The sequence below is a fragment of the bacterium genome, from assembly GCA_030647555.1.
GTDB lineage: Bacteria > Patescibacteriota > Andersenbacteria > UBA10190 > CAIZMI01 > CAIZMI01.
In genome coordinates, this window is sequence record JAUSJG010000005.1 from 1 (window position 1) to 21,761 (window position 21,761).

General features: G+C 41.6%; 21 protein-coding genes, 2 tRNA genes and 1 pseudogene. 16 read left to right on the forward strand and 8 right to left on the reverse strand.

The annotated features are described in order from the left end of the window. From Q7S57_00895 to Q7S57_00945, 11 genes are all read left to right on the forward strand, one after another. Positions 1–574 (forward strand): hypothetical protein (locus Q7S57_00895; protein MDO8511805.1); only part of this gene is annotated, 574 nt, incomplete at its 5' end. A gap of 245 nt (positions 575–819) precedes the next feature. Next, positions 820–1,773, forward strand: a complete 954-nt coding sequence (locus tag Q7S57_00900; GenBank protein ID MDO8511806.1) for a hypothetical protein — start codon at positions 820–822, stop codon at positions 1,771–1,773. 223 nt (positions 1,774–1,996) lie between these two features. Next, positions 1,997–3,688 carry a GspE/PulE family protein gene (locus Q7S57_00905; GenBank protein ID MDO8511807.1) on the forward strand — a complete coding sequence of 564 codons (1,692 nt, stop codon included), beginning with the start codon at positions 1,997–1,999 and terminating at the stop codon, positions 3,686–3,688. A gap of 20 nt (positions 3,689–3,708) precedes the next feature. Continuing rightward, on the forward strand, positions 3,709–4,062 hold the full coding sequence (locus tag Q7S57_00910) for a hypothetical protein (protein ID MDO8511808.1): 354 nt from the start codon (positions 3,709–3,711) through the stop codon (positions 4,060–4,062). 9 nt (positions 4,063–4,071) lie between these two features. Beyond that, entirely contained in the window at positions 4,072–5,286 is a 1,215-nt protein-coding gene (locus Q7S57_00915; GenBank protein MDO8511809.1) for a type II secretion system F family protein, read from the forward strand. Positions 5,287–5,303: 17 nt separating this feature from the next. Beyond that, the gene (gene pilM, locus Q7S57_00920) at positions 5,304–7,001 is read left to right on the forward strand and encodes a pilus assembly protein PilM (GenBank protein MDO8511810.1); all 1,698 of its coding nucleotides are present in this window, start codon (positions 5,304–5,306) and stop codon (positions 6,999–7,001) included. Positions 7,002–7,289: 288 nt separating this feature from the next. Next, the gene (locus Q7S57_00925; GenBank protein ID MDO8511811.1) at positions 7,290–7,859 is read left to right on the forward strand and encodes a hypothetical protein; all 570 of its coding nucleotides are present in this window, start codon (positions 7,290–7,292) and stop codon (positions 7,857–7,859) included. A 205-nt stretch (positions 7,860–8,064) separates the two neighbouring features. Beyond that, positions 8,065–8,361, forward strand: coding sequence for a hypothetical protein (locus tag Q7S57_00930; protein ID MDO8511812.1), 297 nt, complete (start codon positions 8,065–8,067; stop codon positions 8,359–8,361). 203 nt (positions 8,362–8,564) lie between these two features. Continuing rightward, a complete protein-coding gene (locus Q7S57_00935) occupies positions 8,565–9,902 on the forward strand; it encodes a carboxypeptidase-like regulatory domain-containing protein (protein MDO8511813.1) in 1,338 nt (445 codons plus the stop codon). Further along, positions 9,899–10,519 (forward strand): hypothetical protein, encoded by a 621-nt coding sequence (locus tag Q7S57_00940; protein MDO8511814.1) that lies wholly within the window; start codon positions 9,899–9,901, stop codon positions 10,517–10,519. The genes Q7S57_00935 and Q7S57_00940 overlap by 4 nt, the downstream gene beginning before the upstream one ends. 1 nt (position 10,520) lies before the next feature. Further along, positions 10,521–12,038 carry a hypothetical protein gene (locus Q7S57_00945; protein ID MDO8511815.1) on the forward strand — a complete coding sequence of 506 codons (1,518 nt, stop codon included), beginning with the start codon at positions 10,521–10,523 and terminating at the stop codon, positions 12,036–12,038. Positions 12,039–12,295: 257 nt separating this feature from the next. Here Q7S57_00945 and Q7S57_00950 read toward each other — a convergent pair. The 3 genes from Q7S57_00950 to Q7S57_00960 all read right to left on the reverse strand — a co-directional run bounded on the left by Q7S57_00950 (position 12,296) and on the right by Q7S57_00960 (position 12,919). Beyond that, positions 12,296–12,368: transfer RNA gene (locus Q7S57_00950), tRNA-Arg, on the reverse strand. Between the two features lie 19 nt (positions 12,369–12,387). After that, positions 12,388–12,563, reverse strand: a tRNA-Arg gene (locus tag Q7S57_00955). Positions 12,564–12,610: 47 nt separating this feature from the next. Next, on the reverse strand, positions 12,611–12,919 hold the full coding sequence (locus Q7S57_00960; protein MDO8511816.1) for a metal-sulfur cluster assembly factor: 309 nt from the start codon (positions 12,917–12,919) through the stop codon (positions 12,611–12,613). Between the two features lie 288 nt (positions 12,920–13,207). On the opposite strand from Q7S57_00960, the gene Q7S57_00965 reads away from it, so the two are divergent. Then, positions 13,208–14,206, forward strand: a complete 999-nt coding sequence (locus tag Q7S57_00965; GenBank protein ID MDO8511817.1) for a PrsW family intramembrane metalloprotease — start codon at positions 13,208–13,210, stop codon at positions 14,204–14,206. Positions 14,207–14,359: 153 nt separating this feature from the next. Next, positions 14,360–14,734: a VanZ family protein gene (locus tag Q7S57_00970; GenBank protein ID MDO8511818.1), complete on the forward strand. Its 375-nt coding sequence runs from the start codon at positions 14,360–14,362 to the stop codon at positions 14,732–14,734. Positions 14,735–14,789: 55 nt separating this feature from the next. Here Q7S57_00970 and rplT read toward each other — a convergent pair whose 3' ends face one another. From rplT to Q7S57_00995, 5 genes are all read right to left on the reverse strand, one after another. Next, the gene (gene rplT / locus Q7S57_00975) at positions 14,790–15,149 is read right to left on the reverse strand and encodes a 50S ribosomal protein L20 (protein ID MDO8511819.1); all 360 of its coding nucleotides are present in this window, start codon (positions 15,147–15,149) and stop codon (positions 14,790–14,792) included. Between the two features lie 21 nt (positions 15,150–15,170). Further along, a complete protein-coding gene (locus Q7S57_00980) occupies positions 15,171–15,386 on the reverse strand; it encodes a bL35 family ribosomal protein (GenBank protein MDO8511820.1) in 216 nt (71 codons plus the stop codon). Positions 15,387–15,560: 174 nt separating this feature from the next. Next, positions 15,561–16,130 (reverse strand): translation initiation factor IF-3, encoded by a 570-nt coding sequence (infC, locus tag Q7S57_00985; protein ID MDO8511821.1) that lies wholly within the window; start codon positions 16,128–16,130, stop codon positions 15,561–15,563. Between the two features lie 300 nt (positions 16,131–16,430). Further along, on the reverse strand, positions 16,431–17,600 hold the full coding sequence (locus Q7S57_00990; GenBank protein MDO8511822.1) for a glycosyltransferase: 1,170 nt from the start codon (positions 17,598–17,600) through the stop codon (positions 16,431–16,433). 142 nt (positions 17,601–17,742) lie between these two features. Beyond that, on the reverse strand, positions 17,743–18,321 hold the full coding sequence (locus Q7S57_00995; GenBank protein ID MDO8511823.1) for a DedA family protein: 579 nt from the start codon (positions 18,319–18,321) through the stop codon (positions 17,743–17,745). 286 nt (positions 18,322–18,607) lie between these two features. On the opposite strand from Q7S57_00995, the gene Q7S57_01000 reads away from it, so the two are divergent. The 3 genes and pseudogenes from Q7S57_01000 to Q7S57_01010 all read left to right on the forward strand — a co-directional run bounded on the left by Q7S57_01000 (position 18,608) and on the right by Q7S57_01010 (position 21,547). Further along, entirely contained in the window at positions 18,608–19,534 is a 927-nt protein-coding gene (locus Q7S57_01000) for an acyl-CoA dehydratase activase-related protein (GenBank protein ID MDO8511824.1), read from the forward strand. Next, positions 19,531–20,628, forward strand: coding sequence for a hypothetical protein (locus Q7S57_01005; GenBank protein ID MDO8511825.1), 1,098 nt, complete (start codon positions 19,531–19,533; stop codon positions 20,626–20,628). The genes Q7S57_01000 and Q7S57_01005 overlap by 4 nt, the downstream gene beginning before the upstream one ends. Continuing rightward, positions 20,615–21,547 (forward strand): annotated as a pseudogene (locus Q7S57_01010) (acyl-CoA dehydratase activase). Before Q7S57_01005 ends, Q7S57_01010 begins: the two are co-directional and overlap by 14 nt. Positions 21,548–21,761 lie beyond the last annotated feature (214 nt).

Here is a 21,761-nt window from a genome sequence, read left to right on the forward strand (position 1 = left end):
TGCCAATTTTGACGATGACCCTTCCGACCCTGACGATATTATCCTTGTTACCATTCGTAATCCAAAAGTAGGGAAGTATGTGCTTAAAGTAATCGGTAATACAACCGGTGATTATTATGTTGATTCAACTTATGTTAATGACAATGGTGTGTTTGATGATAGTAACGAGGGAACGATCAATGTTAGTGAGTCTAAAATTATTGAAGAAGTTGTCTCGGAAACAGCAGGATTTAATCCAAGCCAGAAATTAAGTGAAGTGGTTGCCGATCTACAGAAAATACTCGTAACCCTTATTGAAGAGAAAGATAAAAACCAACAAGGACTTAATAAGGAGCAGTATAAGAAATTAATGGAACCGTTGGAGAAGTTGCAACATCTAGCGCGTGATTATGAAGCTATCCCTAACACAGAAAAGAAGCATGAAACAACGAATCTCCTGAAGAAAATTGAAGAACAACGTCATAAATTCGCGAGTGAGATTGATAAGCTGGTATTAAAAGAAAAAATCAATCAGGAGACGGCGAGTGTTCTGTTGGTTTTGAGACAGCGGTTGCTTGACGCGGTGTTGCGATAGGAAGAGTTTCTTTAGGGATTCTCCTGCGAAAGGAAAATCCCTAATAACACCGATCAGGGTCCGGCCCTGGCTTCGGCCCCCACTTCACTCACCCTTCACCAAGGCTACGGAGTGACACAGTAAAGTTACGAGGGGCAGGCAGTGACGGACCCTAGACGTTGGCGACGCGACTGAAAAACGCGGGGTTGCGGTGACGGCGTTTGTTTGGGTATAATACGGGCATAGATTGTTAATTGGAGATTTCAATGGCACGAGTATTTACAAAAGGCGGTTGGGTTGGGGCGATAGTTCCAATCCTGGTGGTTGGCGCGATTTTCGGATATTTTTTGATGCCCGATAAGGTAAAGCAGGAAATTGGAAAAGGAGTCGGCAACGGGCCGGTTGCCGATTTATCGTTGCAACTTAATAATTTGCCGGCCAACACCGGTGATCATTATGAAATATGGCTCAGAAACTTTGAGGGTGGTGAACAGCCCTTAGGATATTTTAAGGTAATGGATGGCGGTTCCTTGGTGACACTAACCGGCGATCCGTTTACATCATTGTCACTTTTGGATGTCCCGCGTTCAGGCGCGACATTGCTGGTCACGGTTGAGTCGGGTGAAGCACCTGTGGCAAAACGAAGTGAGCGTATTATTTTGCAGGGAAATTTTAAAGAAACCAGCGTTGAATTAAAAACAGTGTTGCCGGTAATTAAAGGTGATCAAGTGGCCTTGTTGGCCAACCCAACCCTCTTGAAGAGTAAGGGTGTGGCCGGGCTTTGGTTTACGAAGGATGCAAACGGTGTTGCGTCAGGGTTGAATTTGGCAAAACTGCCGGAAGGTTGGAAATACGGTGCGTTTGTGGTGACTGATAAAAATGGAAAATTTTTCTTGGGAATGTTTGGGGATGCCAATAAGGCGGATGAAAAATCGTATTTCGGCGGGAAAAAGACTGGTTGGTCTGTGCCAGGCGAGGATTTTGTGGCAAATGTGCCAAAGGGCGTGAAATTTCCGTTGGAATTGAACGATGGAAAAACACAGGTAATTATTAGCGTGGAACCGGAATATCGGGAATTTTCGGGGAATGATGTAAAACCGTTTATGCCAATTTTGCAGACGCGCATTCCATATAACCAAGTTTCGGGGAAGACTTTTGGGCTGGAAACAGTAAAGAGCGATACTTTTCCGGCTGGTACAGGTTCGGTAACGGCGAAATAGACCATAGTGCCCACTTCCGATGTGGTGCTTCAGCACTTCATCGGAAGTGGTATAGGTTAGTAGCGTAGTAACGACGTTACGCGAACCTAAACCACATCGCAGGAGGTGCTGAAGCACCACCTCCGATGTGGCCACTACGGCTATTTCTTTAACCTGTGAGGGGTTACATCGCGTCGCCTTCTTGAAGGTGAGGTTTTCCTGTATAATACAGAGGACACAAACAATGATTTCCGATGAACAGTTAAAGCAATTACTTATCGCAAATGCCTTTATCGACGCCCCTACGTTTGAGGCGGCTGTTGAACAGGCAAAACGTTCCCATCGACCGTTACAAGAGTATGTTGTCGATCAAGGTTTTGTTGATGATCTTAAATTAGGCGTTTTGATCGCCGATTCCTACGGCATGCCGTTTGTGAATTTGCGGGAGAAAATTCTTGATAATAATATCGTTCGAAAAATTCCCGAGACGCTTGCTCGTCATAAACGGTTAGTTTTATATGACCTGCGTGACGGCAAGGCGTTTTTGGCAACGGCTGAACCGCAAGATCCGGAAACAATTAACGCTATTTCGCGGAGTATCGAAACACCAATTGAAGTTTCGCTAACAACCGATCGGGCAATCAGTGAAGCCTTGCGTTATTATCAGCGCGGTTTGAACGAAGAATTTGAAGAAATGTTGCGCAGGGATGTTAAGGAGGCCGGCAAGAAAGCTGATAATTCCACAATGGAAGAAGTGCCGATTATTCGTATTGTCGATACGATTATTAAGTATGCCTATCAAACAGTGACATCCGATATTCACTTCGAGCCGTTTGATAAAGAAGTGGCGGTGCGTTTTCGGGTTGATGGCGTGCTACAGGATGTAGTGCCGATTGCCAAAGAAATTTATAAATTAATTGTCGCGCGCGTAAAGGTTTTGGCTCGCTTGAGAACAGATGAACATTTTGCCGCCCAGGACGGAAAAATTCGGATTGATGTCGGTGAAGAAGAATTGGATGTTCGCGTTAGCGTATTACCAACTGTTTATGGAGAAAAAATTGTAATGCGGTTGCTTTCCAAGAAGGGTAGTCGTTACACACTGGAAGATCTTGGTTTTGGAAAAGAAGATTATAAAAAGATGCGTGAAGCCATTATGCGACCACACGGGATGATTTTATCGACTGGTCCAACAGGGTCCGGAAAAACCACAACTCTTTACGCGATTCTCAAAACGCTAAATACGCGGGAAGTAAATATTACAACGATTGAAGATCCTGTGGAATATTTGATGGATGGAGTTAATCAGGTGCAAATTAACGCGCAAACAAATCTGACATTTGCGGATGGTCTTCGTTCGATTTTACGGCAAGATCCGGACATTGTGATGGTGGGTGAAATTCGTGATGCTGAAACAGCAGCTATCGCGGTTAATGCCGCTTTGACCGGCCATTTGGTGTTATCTACTTTGCACACTAATGACGCGCCGACAACACTGCCACGTCTCTTAGATATGGGCGTTGAACCTTTTTTGGTTGCCAGTTCCATAAACGTTGCGGTTGGTCAGCGTCTTGTGCGGAGAATTTGTCAGCAATGCGTTATGAGTGTTCCTTTTCCGGAGAATCAGCGCGAAATTATGAGTAAAATGTTGCCGATGAATAGTATCGTTCAGGCGGATATAAAAAAACGGTCACGTGTTTTTCAGGGTAAAGGTTGCCCCGTCTGTAACGGTTCCGGATTCAAAGGACGCGTCGGAGTATATGAGATTTTAGTAATGGATGAAGATATCAAGCGGTTGGTTACGGAAAAAGCATCCGGGGAAGAAATTAAGAAAGTGGCGCGCGCCAAAGGTATGACAACCATGCTGGAAGATGGTGCGGCTAAGGTTTTTCAAGGGGTGACAACTTTTGATGAGGTTATGCGCGTGGCGCAAGACTAGAAATGACTTATATCATGTTTATGAAAATATTTAAGTTAAACATAGTTGTAAAAAAAAATAGCAGGTTTGGATTGGCAAATTTTCAATTTTCAATTTTCCAGCCGTCGCTACCCACTTCGCTCACCCTCCGCACAAAGCTACGGATTGATGTGGTAAAGCTTCGAGGGTCAGGAAAGCTATGGCCGGCCGGCAATTTTGCAATTAATGTTTTAATGTTCAAATTTTCAAAGCGTAACGACGCGTCGTTGTTTGATAATTTTAACATTGATAATTTTTTGAAAATTGAAAATTGGGAATTGAAAATTAATAGCTTGATAAGCAATTTGTTTTTTAATCTGCATAAGCAGCATGAAGTTGCTTATGTTGCATGTTAATTTACTGACATGATCTTCGAATACACAGCGACAGATGCCAAAGGGAAAACTCTTCACGGGACAGTGGAGGCATATAGTATGCGTGAAGCCGTTCAGAGTTTGCGGACCGATGGTCTGTTGATTACTAGCGTTAAGCCAACAAGTGGAAAGCTTTCGTTTTTGGCGCGGATTTCGGGATTAATGAATAGAGTTAGCGCGTTGGACAGGGTAATGCTCACGCGTCATTTGGCTTTGTTGTTGCGATCGGGTGTTACGGTTGATCGATCATTGGATATTATTTCTCGTCAGACTACATCTAAATATCTAAAAAAGGTGATGCAAGAGGTTTTGACTTCGGTGCGTAAGGGTGAATCATTGGCCACATCGTTTGGCAAGTATCCGGCTGTTTTTACAAAGCGCTATGTGGCGATGGTGCAGTGGGGAGAGGCGGGTGGCGCTTTGGCGGAGAGTTTGGATCAATTGGCTACACAACTTGAACACGATAGAAATTTACTTTCGAAAGTTAAAGGAGCGCTTACGTATCCCGCATTAATTTTTTGCGTTATGATTGTTGTCGGTGTTTTAATGTCTGTAATGGTCTTGCCACAAATGACAACCATTGTTGAATCGTTTGATATGGAATTGCCTTTGCCGACAAAAATATTCTTGGCAGTTTCAAAATTTGTTACCAGTTATATTCTCATTGTGGTGCCGGTTGCGCTAGTTCTTGGTGTTTTACTGACATTATTTTTGAGAAGTAAGCCAATTCGACCATACCTTCATTATTTTATGTTGATCGTGCCGGTTTTTGGAAAAATTGTGAAAATGGTCAATTTGGCTCGTATGAATCGGGCAATGAGCTCACTTGTTCATTCCGGTATTCCAATTATTGACGCACTCGCCATTACTTCGGATGTTTTGGGAAATATTCGTTACAAAAAGGCAATTAAACAGGCAATTGCCGGTGTTAAGCGTGGTGAACAATTTAGTAAAATTATTCGGCCTTTTCATAAACTTTTTCCACCAATGGAGGTGGATATGATCGAAGTGGGCGAAGAATCAGGGAAACTCGGTGACGTGTTATTGTATCTGGCAAAATTCTATGAAGGCGAAGTAAATAAAGCGACAAAAAATATGGCTCAACTGATTGAACCGATTATGTTGGTAACCGTTGGTATTGTTGTTGGCGGTATTGTATTTGCTGTCTTGATGCCAATTTATCAAATGTCGCAGTCAATTATTTGATTACCAACCCTAATTTTATGAAATTATTTTCCCGAAAAAAGAAAGAAGGGCCGGTGGCTGTCATAAGACCGAAAGAGTCTATTTATTATTTTCCAATCAAGCATGCTTTTGGTTTAGATTTTTCTGATGCGTCCTTAAAGGCGGTTGAGATTATTCATAAAAACGGAAAGTTTTTAATTCAATCACATAGTTTTATTGATTTGCCTCCAAATGTTATCTATCGAGGTGAAGTTAAAAATCCGGAGTTGCTAAAAAAAACGATTCTGGAACTTCTGGCAAAAGCACGTCCTCAGCCGATTTCCTCAAAATTTGTGATTTCTTCGTTTCCCGAAGCGTCGGTGTATTTAAGGCCATTTGAATTTCCAGCGGCACTTTCAGAAAAACAAGTAATCTCTACTCTCCCTTTTGAGGCTGAGAGTGAAATGCCAATTAAAATTTCGGAGATGTATACCGATATTCGATTTCATCGATCACGAGAAAATGGTCACCATGTTGTCTTTACTGCCGCGCCACAGGTGATGGTTGATAATTACATCAGCATACTCACGGCAATTAATTTAAAGCCGATTGTGTTTGAATTGGATTCGCTTGCTTTAATTAGGAGCTTAATGCAACCAAGTGATGATCCTATTATTATTCTCGATGTCGGTGCTTGGTCTTCAACCATAACAATTATCGAGCGGGAGACGGTACATGGTTACGTGAGTGTGCCCATTGGTGGTTCCCATATTACCCAGATAATTGCGGAAAATTTCAAAATTCCATTTGCTGAGGCAGAAAAACAAAAAATAGTGAATGGTGTTTTTGCTTCAATGGGAGAAAATAAGAATATTATGGAAAATAAATTACGGCTTTTTATTTCTGAAATTGCTAAGGCAGCAAAGTTTCATGAACAACACACCGGTCGTCCAGTCAAGCAATTAATCGTTTCCGGTGGGACGGCATTGGCCGATGATTTTATTGTTTACTTGCGGAATAATACCGGCTATGTGATTACACCGGGTGATCCTTTGGTAAATAAAAACTTGTCATATTCTGATGCGTATAGTGTCGCCGATAAGGAGGATTTTGCCGGACGTAAAGAATCATTTGCCAGCACCGTGGGATTGGCTATTCGTGGTTCAAAAAATAAGATTGTCAGTTCAGGGTTAAACCTTTTGCCACAGAACATGCGTATAAAATATGAATATTGGTCATTCCAATTATTTTTCTCGATCTGCGCTTTATTCATTGCATTAATTATTTTCTTAATTACTGTTACGGCTTCCTATTGGTTTTCGGGCATTGAACACCGCAATTCATTAATTAATTTCGAGAAGAAAATATTTTCAAGTACCTTTCCAGCCGCCGAGTTTGATCGATTTAAAGACGAGATAAATTTGGCGAATAAGGAAATAGCTCTGCTGAAAGGCTTTGATAACTTTAGAGCGGATATTATCATTATCGTTGACGATTTAATACGCACCGTTCCAGTGGGAATAAAAATTGACGACTTAAGAGTGGCTAGTCCGACAAAAGTGGGTGATCCGGCTGTTGTTCAAATAAGTGGGGTAGCGGCTACTCGTTCTGATATTCTCAATTTTGAAAAAATATTGAGGTCGCGTTCCGATATCATTAATATTGATGCACCGTTAACAAATATCGATCGCGCGACGAATTCTGCCTTCACTGTTACGTTAAAAGTCAAGGTGGTTCACGATGAATATTCCCAGTAATACAACTTCCAATTTTTTATCTATATGAATTACTTAATTAGAAAAAATATGATTATTCAGAAAAGTTTAATCTTAATGCTTGCCAGTTTTGAACAAACAAAGTTTGTTCAAATTGGAAGTTGATATACTGGGTACACCCAGTAATACAACCCGCCATGTTTAAAAACACTACAAAAAAATTAATTCAAACAAGAGAAGAAATAGGCAGATTATTTTTAATTACGACTTTTGACAAACGACTGAGACAGTTTGGCTGGCGGGTTGATATACTGGGTACACAACAAAACCATGATAAGTAAAACGAAACTTATTTTATCTAACAGTGTCTTGCGGGTAGGGCTTGCGATTTCAATTTTGGGAATTTTAATAACTTCCGGGGTATTGATTTTTGGGCATATAATGATAAATGGGATTATTGGCGTAAAGAATGAAATACTGGATTTGTCAGAAACATCGACAGGCAAACGTTATCGTAGATTAACGGAGGATTATAATTCTACAAAGTCGGAGCGAGCATTACTTTTTGAGGTGCGACCCGGTAGACAAGATATTGCCTATTTTGTGCAGGCACTTGATGGATTGGCTGCGAGAACGCAGGTTACACAAACAGTCGAGGTTGTCACTCAGCGCGATGTGGCCAGTGATGTAAAGTACGCAACACCGAGTATTCGCTATAAATTAAACGTCGCTGGCGGTATTGATTCAGTAATTAGTTTCATGAAAGAAGTAAATAAACTTCCATATTTGTTAAGAGTGGTGTCCGTTCAAATGACCGCGTCACAGGATAAGGTATTATCGGATGTGACGCTTGGGACGATTATTATTGATATTGCATCTCAAGGGGACTATCTTAAATAAACTATCCATCTTATTATGTCCACTACATCTCTGACTACCCTCCGCTCCGATGGAGCTACAGGGTGGCAGGCTACAACCACTTCTCAATCAAAAATCTTTCAACGTATTTATAGTACGCTTCAAGATTTTATTCAATCAAAGCGACCGTATTCTTTAGCGTACTTAAATAGAATATGGGTAGTTTATTTAAGATAGTCTCCCAAGAATGAAAATTGATTTTAAAGAAATTAAGAAGAAATCGACAATATCAAACTTTTTTATTATGGCTATTGGGGCGCTTATCTGTTTGGTTGTGGCCGTTGTTTTGGTTGGTGGTTTTTATTTTCTACTAAGTTATGAGACAGAACGTCTTGATGGTACTTCCGGAGTTGATGCAAAAATGCCGTCGTTGGATAAAGGGGGGCTGAATTATTTTATTTCTCGACAAAAGCAGCGTTCACTTCTGAATGTGCCAGTTGCTCCTCTACCAACAGCATCGCCAGTGACGAATAAGAAAATATAGTATAAGGGCTTGGTAATAAATAAACACCCCATCTTATGTCCACTACATCTCCGACTACAACCACTTCTCAATCAAAAATCTTTCAACGTACTGAAAGTACGCTTCAAGATTTTGTTCAATCAAAGCGGTCGTATTCAGAGCGTATTGAACAGAATATGGAGTGTTTATTTATTACCAAGCCCTAAGACATGTACAAGCTGGTCATGTGTAAAGCGCGAAAAGGGAGAGACAAAAAGGCAGGTTTTTCTTTATTGGAAACATTGATCGGCGTCACTGTTTTTGTCGTCATTGCCGTTGGTGTTTACCAAACATACAGTGCCGTTTACGTATTGATTGGAACAACGAAGCAAAAAATCGCGGGAATTGCCTTGGCTAACGAGCAATTAGAAATAATTCGTAATCTGTCTTTTGCGGATGTGGGTATCGTCAATGGTGTTCCATCTGGAAAAATTCCGCGCGTTCAAACACTGACTCGTTCCGGGGTAAGTTATTCCGTGGAAGCAACAATTAGAAATATAGATGACGCGTTTGATGGAACGATCGGGGGTACCCCTAACGATCTTAGTCCCGCCGATTACAAGTTGGTGCAATTGGATATTTCTTGCGGTACTTGTAAACGGTTTGAGTCTTTTTCTATCGCATCCTATGTCGCGCCAAGGTCCATGGAACTTACTTCAAATAATGGCGCGATTTTTGTGAAAGTATTTGACGCGAGTGGTTTGGCAATTGCGGGGGCCAATGTGCATATTGTGAATTCGCTTGCCAGTCCAGTGATTGATATCAATGAAACGACTAATAACGCTGGAGAATTTGCGCTGATAGATGTTCCTCCTGGGGTTGAGGCGTATGAAATAGCTGTTTCTAAAGAGGGTTATTCTTCTGAGCAAACATACCCAACGACCCTTCTCAACCCACATCCAACCAAAACAAATGCAACCGTAATTTCTAAACAAGCCACCCAGGTTAGTTTTTCTGTTGATCGGGTAAGTGCTCTTACAATTGCTACAGTGGATGAAAGCTGTATCGGCCTTTCGGGGACCGACTTTACGCTGACTAGCACTAAATTAATTGGTACCGAACCGGATACACCAAAATATTCCGAAGTAATTACTACTGGTAGTAACGGGGAGGTGGCTTTGCTCGAGATGGAGTGGGGTAATTACACGCTTGAACCGGCTGTGGGGGTATTAGGGTATATTAGGTATTTTGCCGATCTGCCAATTAATTTATTGCCAGGTTCAGAACAAAAAGAAGTGGTTGTGATTAGGCCCGATGGGGCGGATCCGACATATAGTATTTTAGTTGACGTTAAAGATGTTGCTACGGGGCTAATTATTCCAAATGCTAGTGTTGTTCTGACAAAGGATTCTTTGCCCATTATGGCTTCGTCAAATTGCGCACCAACCGATCGAACCTTGTACCTCGGCTTGGAACCGGCAATATATCATATCGTTGTTTCTGCTGATGGCTATTTACCATTTGTGGGTGATGTGGGGGTTAGTAATTCGTGGCAAGGGGTAAACATCACCTTAGCCAAATGAAAAAAGATATTACTGCTTTTAAAGACACTGGCTTCACGTTATTTGAAATAATGGTTACGATTGGGGTTATTTTAATAATTCTCATCCCGCTCACGAGACTGCAGGTCAATATTTTAACTTATGGTCGCTTTTTCTATAATACCAATATCATTCAAGATGAAGCTCGGCGAATGATGCAGAAGTTTTCCGCGGAAGTGCGATCGATGACTCAATCAGGAACAGGAGCGTATTCGATTGAAAGTGCTATGAATAATAGTCTGGTTTTCTTTCGTGATATAAATCAAGATGGTCTTGTTGAACGGATTCGGTACTATTTGGACGGCGTGGACCTTAAAAAAGGCGTGATTATTCCCACAGGCAATCCACAAACATATCTCACGGCTAACGAAAAAATATCGGTTGTTGTGCACGGAATATATAATGATGTTGGAACACCAATATTCCAATATTACAGTCGCAGTTACGATGGACAAACATCGGCACTTTCACAGCCGTTAGATATTACAGCAATAAGGTTGATAAAAATAACCCTTCTTATTGGCACGGGAAATTCAAATCAGGATCGCATCACCTTAACAACGCAGGTGACGCTAAGAAATATTAAGGATAATTTATAGTATGTATAGATTTAAAAACAACAAGGGTTTTGCAAATAGCGGACAAATAATTATACCGGCGCTAGTTTTTGGTTGTATCGCGATTATTGTTATTACCGCGCTTCTTTCATGGGCGAGTTTAAATTTAAAATTAACGCGTCAGGCCGTGAGAAAAGAGCAAGCGCTACAAATCGCTGAAGCGGGGAATGATTACTATCGTTGGCATTTGGCGCATGCAAAAACTGATTATAAGGATGGTACTGGTGTTGATGGTCCTTATGTTCATGAGTTTAAGGATAAAAATGGCAATGTCCTTGGGCAATTTAGTTTGGAAATTACAGCCCCGAGTTTGGGATCGACCGTAACGACAATAAAATCATCCGGTCAAGTTGTGGGCGATACCGCAACCGAGCGACATATTCGAACAATGATGGCAATTCCTACAATAGCTAAATTTGCAGTTGCGTCGAATAGTGAGGTGCGTTTTGGTGCAGGTACCGAAATATTTGGCCCGATTCATTCCAATGGCGGAATTCGTTTCGACGGATTGGCGCACAATATCGTTTCTAGTTCCAAACAATCTTATCTCGATCCGGATTCGCCTAACGATACTTCTTTTGGAGTGCATACACATATATCGCCGGCTGATCCGACTGTCCCTCCGTCACCACTGCCGCTCCCGGCGATACCAAGCAGGCCTGATGTCTTCGTGACAGGAAGACAATTGTCTGTACCGGCTGTGGATTTTGCCGGATTAACTCCTGATTTACAGACAATGAAAACCGATGCAAATACAAGTGGAATTTATTTAGCACCATCTGGAAAAAAAGGGTATCACTTGGTTTTGAAAAATAATAACACGGTTGATATTTATAAAGTAACGGCGTTAACCTCGCCCGCATCGGGTTGTTCAAATCAAGAGGGAAGTGGTTCGTATTGGGGAACATGGACGATATCCACTGAGACGTTTGTAAGAAACTCAACAATTCCCAGTAACGGATTAATTTTTGTTGAGGATGATACCTGGGTTGATGGAAATGTTAATAATTCCCGTTTGACAATTGCTGCGGCACGTTTTCCAGATGTTGATTCAACGCGTGCCAGCATAATTATCAATAATAATCTAACTTATACAAATTATGGCGCGAGTGCTTCGTCTGGTTCTTCGGCGGCCCTTTGTAATGCGACTTATGATGTGATTGGATTGATAGCTCAGAGAAATATCAATATTGGTCTCGGAAGTGCCAATGATTTGCGTGTCGATGCCGCGCTGATTGCGCAATATGGTCGTGTCGGGCGTTATTACTACAACCGTTCGTATTGTGGTTCAAATTCATTACGTAATTCAATTACACTCTACGGAATGATTGCCTCTAATACTCGTTATGGTTTTTCTTGGATTTGTAGCGGTACAACTCACTGCTCTGGGTATACTACAAGAAATATTAATTATGATTCGCACTTATTATATTGCGCTCCTCCGGATTTTCCCTTAACTTCGGATCAATACGAAACCATCTCTTGGGAAGAGGTGCGGTGAAATGCTCCGAGACTCGCGCCTCCTGGCGCCGAGATCTCGGAGTTCTTCGATTCTTGTGCAAAACAAGTCAACAGGGCGTTGAGTTGTTTTGTGTACATTTGGTAGTTTCGCAAAGCACACACAAGGTAGCTCCGGAAAATTAGCCTGTTGGCAAATTTTTCGGAGTTCATTGCTTCTTGTGTAAAATGGCTTCACGGGGTGTGAAGTCATTTTATGTACATTTGGATTGTTTTGCTTCGCAAAACTTATGCAATGAGTGTCCCCGGCAGGATTCGAACCTGCGACCTTCAGCTTCGGAGGCTGACGCTCGATCCACTGCGCGACGGAGACATGTTTTTATTCTACTTCCTGGCTGTCCGGCAGGATTCGGCCTCGCCTCTCGAAGTGTTGATACACTTCTCGGGCTGGCCACCGCCTCATATTGCCTGTGGGCAATACTCCGGCGCTGAAAAACCATTAAAGGTTTTCCAGCCTGCGACCTTCAGCTTCGGAGGCTGACGCTCTATCCACTGCGCTACGGAGACCTAATTTAATTGTACTCTCTGTGCCGACGGCAGGATTCGACGACGTATTTATATCCCCAGAAGGCCGAATTCGGCTCTTAGTTCTTCTGACATTTTTTCTACCGACCATGCTGGAGTAAATGTCAGTTCAGTTTTTATTTCTTTAATACCCTCAATCAGGCGAAGTCGGTCGCGCATGTTTTTTTCGATGGTCGCCCCTTCAGGGCATGCGGGCGAGGTGAGAGAATAAACAATCGTGACATCACCTATTTTATCTGTTAAAACTTCATAAATTAGACCCAGATCAACAATGTTATACCCGAGTTCCGGATCCTTTACGTCTTTTAGGGCTTCTCGTATTTCCTTCTCGGCTATCATAGAAAATTACCATAATTCAAATTTGAAGGAATGGGAAGGGGTCGTTATAGCTCATAAACAGTGTTACCGAAATCGTCTCGGATAGTTCATAAATAGGGTTGCTATAATTTTGCTGTAATCAATTTAACTTAAGCTACCGTACCACCTACGAGGTGAAGCACGTTTGCTCCACCTCGTAGGTGGTACAAGGTGCCATGTTGACGTAACCCTTTCGTTTCTTTGTGATAAGGCGATTTCGGTAACACTTTCTAATGATCTGTTGCGGGGGTTTTATGCTAAACTAAACCAATGGACTTTAACAATGGCTCATTTGCCCTTTCTGACATGGTAGCAATCGCGATTATCGCCGGTTTATTAAGTTTGTTGCCGGTCGTGATAATGCTTTGGTTTTATTATGTTCGACAAAAACAACCAAGTGTTTCCGGAACATCAATGTTTCGTTTTTTCTCTATTGGCGTAATTGCTGTCATCATCTCCGTTCTTTTGGAAAAAGGAGTTTTTTTACTTTGGCAATTTATTTCACCGATAACCGCTGAAAAATTTTTTTCCGATAATGTTTCGATGGGTAATACGATTGAATTATTTTTTGCTGCGGGAGTTACGTTTGGTATTGTTGCAATAATTGAGGAGGGTACGAAGTACCTACTTATGCGTCGTCTCATTTGGCGCACATACGACTTGGATCAAATAATCGATGGGGTACAACTTGGTATCGCTACCGGTCTAGGTTTTGCTTTTTTGGAAAATACATTTTATTTTTTGACACTTTTTAAGGGTTTTGAATTTGATACACTGGTCATTGTATTTTTTCTACGTTTTCTTATTTCTACGGTGGGGCACATGTCGTTTGGGGGCATCATGGGGTATCAGTTGGCAAAAGCGCGGTTTAATGTTACGGAAAAAAAATCTTTTAATGGAAAGGCAATTGTCTACCCATGGCTTATGCACGGGTTCTTTAATTTTCTGCTAGCCATCCAGCTCGCTTTCTATAATGTCATCTTGCTAATTATACCCTTGGCGATATTTTGGTATTGGTGGCACGACGACCGTCTTTTTCATGTTTATGTATTAAATGGGCATCCTTTGAAGTATCCGATAGCCAGTAAGAAGAAGGTAGTTTCAGTTGCCGGAAAAACTATCGTAGAGATTCTACCTTCCATGAGTTCATGTCCTAATTGTTACGTAATAATTAATGAAGAGCAGAGTAAGTGCGACGCTTGTGGTATTCAATTTCATCGAAAAAAAATTATTCGAGAGATACCTTTTTTGCCTAATCAAGGTCTATAATGTTTAAAATTAATTTTTATGAATAAGATAATCACGTTCATTCTATTATTGTTTTTGGTAGTTTTAACTCTGGCAATAATTAGTCAATTTTACGCGCCACAAATGGCAACCAGCGTGTTTCAGGCTTTTTAATAAATTGGGATGCATAGTAGTATGAAAAAAAATATCGATTGGATTGCACTTTTGGCTTGGTGTGGAGTTATTTTCTTTTTTTCCAGTGTGCCAAATCTTTCCAGTGGGTTAAAGGAAGATTTTTTACTAAGAAAAATTGCTCATGCATCAGAATATGCCGTGTTGGCGTTTTTGTTTTTTAATGTTTTGAGAAACCGATTTGGTGATAAACATTTTAATATTTTAATGACTGCGTTGGTTGCGTTAGCCTACGCGTTTACGGACGAGGTACACCAAACTTTTGTTCGAGGACGGTCCGGCAATTTTTTTGATATTAGTATCGATTCGTTGGGTATCACTATTGGCTTATTGTTAATTATGTTCTTTGGTTATTGTAGCAAGCGGAAAAAACAATAACATATTAAAGCTCCTGCCGAAGCAAGAGTTTTAATATGTTTGGGAAATAAGATCTTTAACTGACTAACGATTTCTTTGCTTCGTCAACAACCCGCTTAAATATTGCCGGTTTTTCTTGGGCGAGCAGAACTAACATTTTGCGGTTGATGGTGATATTCTGTTTCTTTAATAGGTTGATGAAGCTACTATATGAAACTTCATGTGGCTTGAGAGCGGCTGAAAGTTGTATGTTCCACAATCTGCGGAAATCGCCCTTCTTCTTGCGACGATGCGCGTAGGCATACTGGCCGGCTTTGGTTAAGGCTTGTCTGGCTTCACGTAGGTGGGTTTTGCGACGATGAAAAAAACCTTTGGTTTGGCGTAGGATATTACGGCGTCTTTTGGCGTGAATTGTACCTCGTTTTACTCGTGGCATGGGGGAATAATTTAATACTAGTTATTTTGGGTTAACCGGGGCGTTGAACGGCATTAGACGGGTAAGACGTTTACGGTCGGTGCTGTCGATTTCTTGGTCACGTCGACGTGCCATTAATGTCTTTTTAGAACGACCGACGTTGAAGTGGCCATGCATTGTGCGACGACGCATAACTTTACCAGCTTTGCTAAAGCTAAAACGCTTGGCTGCCGCCTTTCGGGTCTTTTGTTTAACCATGCCCAGTATATCAACCGTCAACATAAGCGAAAACGCTTATATTGAGTGGATTTTAAGGATGAGGGCGTGTGACTTAGTCATGATGGTATTTTAAACGAATATGATTCGTGCCTAGTAATTGACGGTTGTATTACTGGGCATGATTGATAAGCTTACGGAATAATGTATTTTTCGTCAATTGCCTGATGTTTGGATCGTGTTTTCTGTCTTAGTTTGCTCTTTATTGCTCATGGGCGCAAGTGTGACGGAAAAACCATTCGGGTGAGGCGCGAGATTTTCTTCTTGCTTGTTGGGAACAGTAATTTTCCTTAAGAAAGTTTCAATAATGGTGCGAGCAAGGGGTTTGTGAGCCTTCTCACGGCCCCTAAGTACAATTTCGACTCTTACCTTGTCGCCGTCCTTAAGAAAATCTTCAGTATGTTTACGTTTTAGTTCTTGATCGTGGTCGCCGGTTTTGAAGCCGATGCGAATGCCCTTGATATCCGTTTTTTTCTTACCTTTTTTTTGTTCTCGTTCTTTCTTTGCTTGTTCGTACTGAAACTTTCCGAAATCCATGATTTTGCATACGGGGGGGCGAGTGGCGGGAGAAATTTCTACCAAATCGAGACCCACCAACCGTGATTGGCGTAATGCTTCTTTTGTATCAAGGACACCGACTTGTTTGCCTTCGGCATCGATTAAACGAACAACATGGGCGCGAATGGCATTGTTAACGCGTAAACGGTCTGAATATGATGGTGAAATGGAGGTATTATTTAATAATGATTAAGCTTGATTATACTGGAGAGGGCATATATTTACAAGCGCAAAACCACATTATTTGATATATAATTAACAAGTCCTTAGGTAATTTTAAGATTTTGGTGGCACCTATCTTTTGGCCTCGTCCGTAAATAAATTCCCCAAGATTATACTCAATGCGCTTTAAATGTGAGTACTTTGATTGAGTAAAACCTTACGGCGTACTAGCAGTACGGTGAAAGGTTTTACGATTGAGAAGTGCTTGCAGTTAAAGATGCAGTGAGTATAAGATGGGGAATGTATTTACGGACGAGGCCTTAGACTTGCGTAAATGTTCTCATACTGATTAATTGTATTGTTGATATCGTGCTTTTCGATAATCTCCAGACTACTTTGGGACATTTTTTGTTGTAATGCACTATCGCTCAAGATGTTTTGCATATACTGCGAAAGTCTGTTGGTGTCGTTAAGTTCAAAGAGGTATCCATTGATCTCATGGTGGCACAACTCCGGTAGCGCCATGGCGTTCACGGCAATTACCGGTAGACCGGATGCCATTGCTTCCATGGTGACGATACTTTGCAATTCCGCGATTCCGGAGATGATAAAGCAATCTGCCGTTCGGTAGAGTCCTGGCAAATCAGCTTCAGGAACAAAACCAGTGAAAGTGACTTTTTGGGCGAGTTCTAACTTATTAACCAACTCTTTTAGGTTGTTTGCCTCCGCACCTTTGCCTGCAACGATAAAATGCCCGCTAACTTTTTTTACTGCGTCGGCAAAAGCCTCAAGGAGGTAGTCTATTTTTTTTTCTTTATCGAGGCGTCCCACGTAAAGTAGTGTAGGTACTCTTGGTAAATGATATTTTTCTCGTAGTGGATCACCACTAGTAGTTGGTTTAAATTTTTCGCGGTCTATTCCGCAGGATACCGTGATGACGGGCTTATTTAATCCAACATTGTCGAGAAGTTTCGCGGCCGTTTTGGTTGGTGTTGTAACGATATCCAGAAGTCCGTAGACACTGCAAAAATAGCGCCAGCCCATATTTGTCACTACTTTCTCGCCTGTTTCGGGCAAGTGAAGGTAGTGGGTTAAGTTTTCGGGCATGAAGTGGTTTGTGCCGACAGCTGGAATGCCGAAGCGTTTGGCAATTTTTACCAAACTGGCGCCGATGTAAAAATGGTCTTGAACGTGAATGATATCGGGCTTAAACTCTTTGACAACCTTGGTTATGTCATAGCGACCCACAAAGGAGGGGGTCCAGCGGAAATCTTTGTAGACTAAAATTGGTACGGAACCTAGACCAAACACATTTATTCCGTTTATCAAAGCATTTTTAGTCAATAATTGACGCCCTGGAGCAATAACAAGGATCTCATGGCCGCGTTTTTGGAGATAGTGGGCCAATCTTTGGGAAAAGATTGAAGCGCCGTTGACGTTGGGGAAGTAGTTGTCGGTTCCGATGATGATTTTCATGCCCAGTATATCAACCGCCAATGTAAGCGTTTTCGAAACGCTTACAAATTGTGGATTTTAAAATTAAAGATTTCATATGTATAATTAGAGTAATGTAGAGGATAGATAAAGGATTTTTCAAATTGGCGGTTGTATTACTGGGTTATTCTTCTTCCAGTTTTTTACCAGTTTTCCGCAAAAAAAGATACACCAGTATGAATAAGACAGTTGCGACGAGGGCGCCTAACCAGGCAAAGTCAAAATAACGTTGTAGGTGGATAAAAGTATTACCAAAATAGTAACCAATCAGGAGTAGTACTAAAGATTTGGGTAAAGTGGCCCAAAGGTTAAAAATAATAAATTTCCTAAAAGGAATGCGGGCGATACCGGCAGACACAAGGACTATCGCACCAATCGCGTGAGATAATTTTCCGGCAATCAATGTTTTGCCACCATGGTCTTTAAAATGGGTTTCCATTTTTTCAAGCCGTTCTTTGGGTAAGCCAATAAAACGGCCCCAGCGGTCAAGGTGTTTTCTTCCATATCGACCTATTGAGTAATAAAGAGAATCTCCTGCCAGATCACCGATTACTGCCACAAAATAAACCAGAAAGAAATTTAGAAGACCTACGGAGGTTAAGACGCCGGCTGTTATAACCGTAATTGGCCCCTCGAGAACAATAAGAGGAAAAAGAATTAAATAGCGATAATTTAGAAGCCATTGAGAGATATCGAGATGCATTGTCTATACGTATCATAGTAATCTTCTTTCGTTTCGGATTCCAGCAGGTAACTCCTCACTCGCCTAAAAGTTGCAAGCCGTATTTATCTTCAAGCGTACAGTCCGGTCAATGACGAACTGCGTCATTGACCTCCCTCTGCACGCTTTTTGTTGCGACAAAAAGTCGTGAGGCCGCTTGAAGATAAATTCGGCTTGCTTCTTCCTGGGGACTTTCAATTCAGTGAGCAGTTACTCCAGCCCGCCTTTGCAAATGTCGCGTAAGATGCTATGTTTGAGCCCATTGAATATGAAGCATAAAATCGGGATTCCTCGAGCGCTTTTGTACCATAAATACCATTTTTTCTGGGAAGAATTTTTGCGCTCGCTGGGCCAAGAAGTGGTGGTTAGCCCCGAAACAAACAGAGAAATTATCGGTCGCGGGGTGAATTTGGCGGTAGATGAGAGTTGTTTATCCGTAAAGATTTATCTTGGTCATGTCGATTATTTGAAAGATAAAGTGGATTTTGTGTTTATTCCACGCGTCGTGTCGCTGTATAAAAAAGAAAATCTTTGCGTAAAATTTATGGCGCTAAATGATATCGTGAGGAACACTTTTGATGGGATAAAAATCTTAGAATATACAACACATGTACCGACTTTTCGCTATGATTTTATCGGTCTTTTCGGAGTGGGTTGGCAACTGACGCATAACCCATTTTTGGTTTTGCGCGCCATTGCGCGGGCTAAAAAAACGCAACGCCAGCAATTAAAAAGACTGTTGCTGGAACAAGAAATGAGGTTGAAGGGTTCGGATAAAAACTTAAAAATTTTGATTGTTGCTCATCCGTATACTACCTATGATTCATTTTTGGGAATACCGATTACGAGTTTCCTTGAAAAACAAGGCGTTGAGTTGGTTTTTGCCGACCTTGCCGATGAAAAGGAAACACGTGAATTGTCTAAGAATATCTCTACCGATCTATATTGGACATACAACAAAGAATTAGTCGGGGCGTTGGAAAAATATCGCAAAGAAGTTGCTGGCGTCATTTTTATTATGACTTTTCCTTGCGGGCCTGATTCTTTGGTTATTGATCTTTGTCAAAATAAAGTAAATGATCTGCCGATTGTAGTGATTACACTGGATGAGCTTCAAGGAGAAGCGGGACTGAAAACGCGCCTGGAAAGTTTTGTGGATATTCTAAAAATAAGAAATGAGAGGGGGGTGCATTGATCGATATCGCCGAGAGAAAAATCAGTTTTCCGCATATGGGCAATTATTTTGTGGCACTGCAACCATTAGCGAAATTAATCGCGGGCGAGGTACTTGAACCGCCACCGATTTCCAAGCAAACAATCGAGTGGGGATACAAGAACAGTCCGGAATGTGTTTGTGTGCCATTTAAATATAATTTGGGGAACTATATTGAAGCGCTGGAGCGCGGCGCCAATATCTTGGTGCAAGCAGGCGGGGGTTGCCGTTTTGGTTATTATGGCGAGGTTCAGGAAGAAATTCTTAAAAAGATGGGGTACAAATTCGAGTTTTTGAAATTAGCGAATTCATATAGTCCGCTCTCCCTTGCAAAAGATTTTCGTCTTTTAAACCCCAAGCTAACATATTTAAAAATATATCGTACTTTTTTACTTTGTTATTTTCGCTTGAGCAGTATTGATCGTTTAGAAGATTTTATTAGAAAAAATATCGGTTTTGAAAAGCAAAAAGGTGAATTTGAAAAAATGCATAAAGGTTTTTTAAGGGACTTGGCAGGGGCCACTTCATGGTGGGAGACCAGAAAATTGTACAAGAAATATGTGATGCTTTTCCAAAATATTCCGGTCGAAAAACCTGCTAAACCTTTGCGTGTAGGAATTGTCGGAGAATTATATGTTTTGATGGAACCTTTCTCAAATTTTCAAATCGAAAAAGAATTGGCGAAAAAGGGGATTGAGGTGCATCGTTTTGTTACCGTTTCCAGTATTTTGCATGATTGTCTGGATGAAGTGTTATTCAGTCGCCAGCTTCGAAAGTTGATTAGAGAAGCGCGACCGTACTTGAAATTTCATCTTGGCGCGCACGGTACGGAAAGTGTTGCCAAAACTTTAGAACTGATAAAAGACGGATTCGACGGGGTGATCCACATTAAGCCGTTCGGCTGTATGCCGGAGGTAAATGCGATGTCGGCACTGCATAAAATCTCTAAGGATTACGAGTTTCCGATTATTTATTTCAGTTTTGACGCTCAATCTTCCGAAACGGGTATTAAAACAAGATTAGAAGCTTTTTATGATATGCTTACAATGAAGAAACGCCATAATGAACAGCAATAAACTTTATTTAGGGGTTGATATAGGATCAATCTCCACTAAAGCCGTTGTAATCGATGCCGAGAATAATATTTTGGCGAAAACTTATCTTTGGACGGAGGGAAACCCGATTCGCGCCGTCAAAAATTTGTTGGAAGAAATTCGTAAGCAACTTGGGGAAAGAGAACACGATATTGTCGCCGTCGGGACTACCGGGTCGGCACGAGAACTGATTGGAACAATTTTGGGCGCGCAGATTGTTAAAAATGAGATTACCGCTCACGCCATTGGTACATTAACCTTTCATCCCGACGTGCACACGATTTTCGAGATTGGCGGGCAGGATAGCAAAATTATCATCATTAATCACGAGATTGTCGTGGATTATGCGATGAATACGTTGTGCGCCGCCGGCACGGGCTCGTTTTTGTCGTCACAGGCGAGGCGCTTGGCGATACCGGTTGAGGAATTCGGGCAGTATGCTTTGCGGTCAACCAATCCGACCAAAATTGCCGGACGTTGTACTGTTTTTGCCGAATCGGATTTGGTGCATAAAGCGCAAATGGGTTATCCCCGGGAAGATATTATTGCAGGGTTGTGCAATTCTATTGTTTATAATTATTTGAATAATGTCGGAAAGGGAAAGAATATCAAACCACCGGTTGTGTTTCAAGGCGGGGTAAGCAAGAATATCGGCGTTGTCAAAGCGTTTGAAAGAATTACAGGTTATGAAATTACCATCGACGAAATCGGTCATTTGATGGGTGCTTTTGGTGTGGCAGCGTTGGCACGGGAGCAAAAGAAAGAAAAACAATTCGATTTTGCCGTGGAAAATATCGATTTTCGGACGGTCGGGGTGGAGTGTGGTGGTTGTCCAAATAACTGTGAAGTTGTTTGTGTGTTGCGTGACAATAAGTTTCTTGATGGATGGGGAAATCGCTGTTCCAATGGTATCGAACGTGCGAAAGAAAAATTGGCGGAAATGGCTAACGAAAAGAAAGAGCAAAATGTGCGGATGAAAGCCACCGTTAAAATTGTTGAGAAAAAAGAATTGGCTGACGGAACATTGGGTTTGTATGTGGAAAAGCCGGAAAACTTTTTTTATCGCGCGGGGCAGTACGTTTTACTGCACGTACCGCAGTTAAAAGAAAAAGGCG

Coding starts and splice junctions, on each gene's coding strand:
- Q7S57_00900 (MDO8511806.1), top strand. CDS start 820: ATGGCACGAGTATTTACAAAAGGCGGTTGGGTTGGGGCGATAGTTCCA.
- Q7S57_00905 (MDO8511807.1), top strand. CDS start 1,997: ATGATTTCCGATGAACAGTTAAAGCAATTACTTATCGCAAATGCCTTT.
- Q7S57_00910 (MDO8511808.1), top strand. CDS start 3,709: ATGAAAATATTTAAGTTAAACATAGTTGTAAAAAAAAATAGCAGGTTT.
- Q7S57_00915 (MDO8511809.1), top strand. CDS start 4,072: ATGATCTTCGAATACACAGCGACAGATGCCAAAGGGAAAACTCTTCAC.
- pilM (MDO8511810.1), top strand. CDS start 5,304: ATGAAATTATTTTCCCGAAAAAAGAAAGAAGGGCCGGTGGCTGTCATA.
- Q7S57_00925 (MDO8511811.1), top strand. CDS start 7,290: ATGATAAGTAAAACGAAACTTATTTTATCTAACAGTGTCTTGCGGGTA.
- Q7S57_00930 (MDO8511812.1), top strand. CDS start 8,065: ATGAAAATTGATTTTAAAGAAATTAAGAAGAAATCGACAATATCAAAC.
- Q7S57_00935 (MDO8511813.1), top strand. CDS start 8,565: ATGTGTAAAGCGCGAAAAGGGAGAGACAAAAAGGCAGGTTTTTCTTTA.
- Q7S57_00940 (MDO8511814.1), top strand. CDS start 9,899: ATGAAAAAAGATATTACTGCTTTTAAAGACACTGGCTTCACGTTATTT.
- Q7S57_00945 (MDO8511815.1), top strand. CDS start 10,521: ATGTATAGATTTAAAAACAACAAGGGTTTTGCAAATAGCGGACAAATA.
- Q7S57_00960 (MDO8511816.1), bottom strand. CDS start 12,919: ATGATAGCCGAGAAGGAAATACGAGAAGCCCTAAAAGACGTAAAGGAT.
- Q7S57_00965 (MDO8511817.1), top strand. CDS start 13,208: ATGGACTTTAACAATGGCTCATTTGCCCTTTCTGACATGGTAGCAATC.
- Q7S57_00970 (MDO8511818.1), top strand. CDS start 14,360: ATGAAAAAAAATATCGATTGGATTGCACTTTTGGCTTGGTGTGGAGTT.
- rplT (MDO8511819.1), bottom strand. CDS start 15,149: ATGCCACGAGTAAAACGAGGTACAATTCACGCCAAAAGACGCCGTAAT.
- Q7S57_00980 (MDO8511820.1), bottom strand. CDS start 15,386: ATGGTTAAACAAAAGACCCGAAAGGCGGCAGCCAAGCGTTTTAGCTTT.
- Q7S57_00990 (MDO8511822.1), bottom strand. CDS start 17,600: ATGAAAATCATCATCGGAACCGACAACTACTTCCCCAACGTCAACGGC.
- Q7S57_00995 (MDO8511823.1), bottom strand. CDS start 18,321: ATGCATCTCGATATCTCTCAATGGCTTCTAAATTATCGCTATTTAATT.
- Q7S57_01000 (MDO8511824.1), top strand. CDS start 18,608: ATGAAGCATAAAATCGGGATTCCTCGAGCGCTTTTGTACCATAAATAC.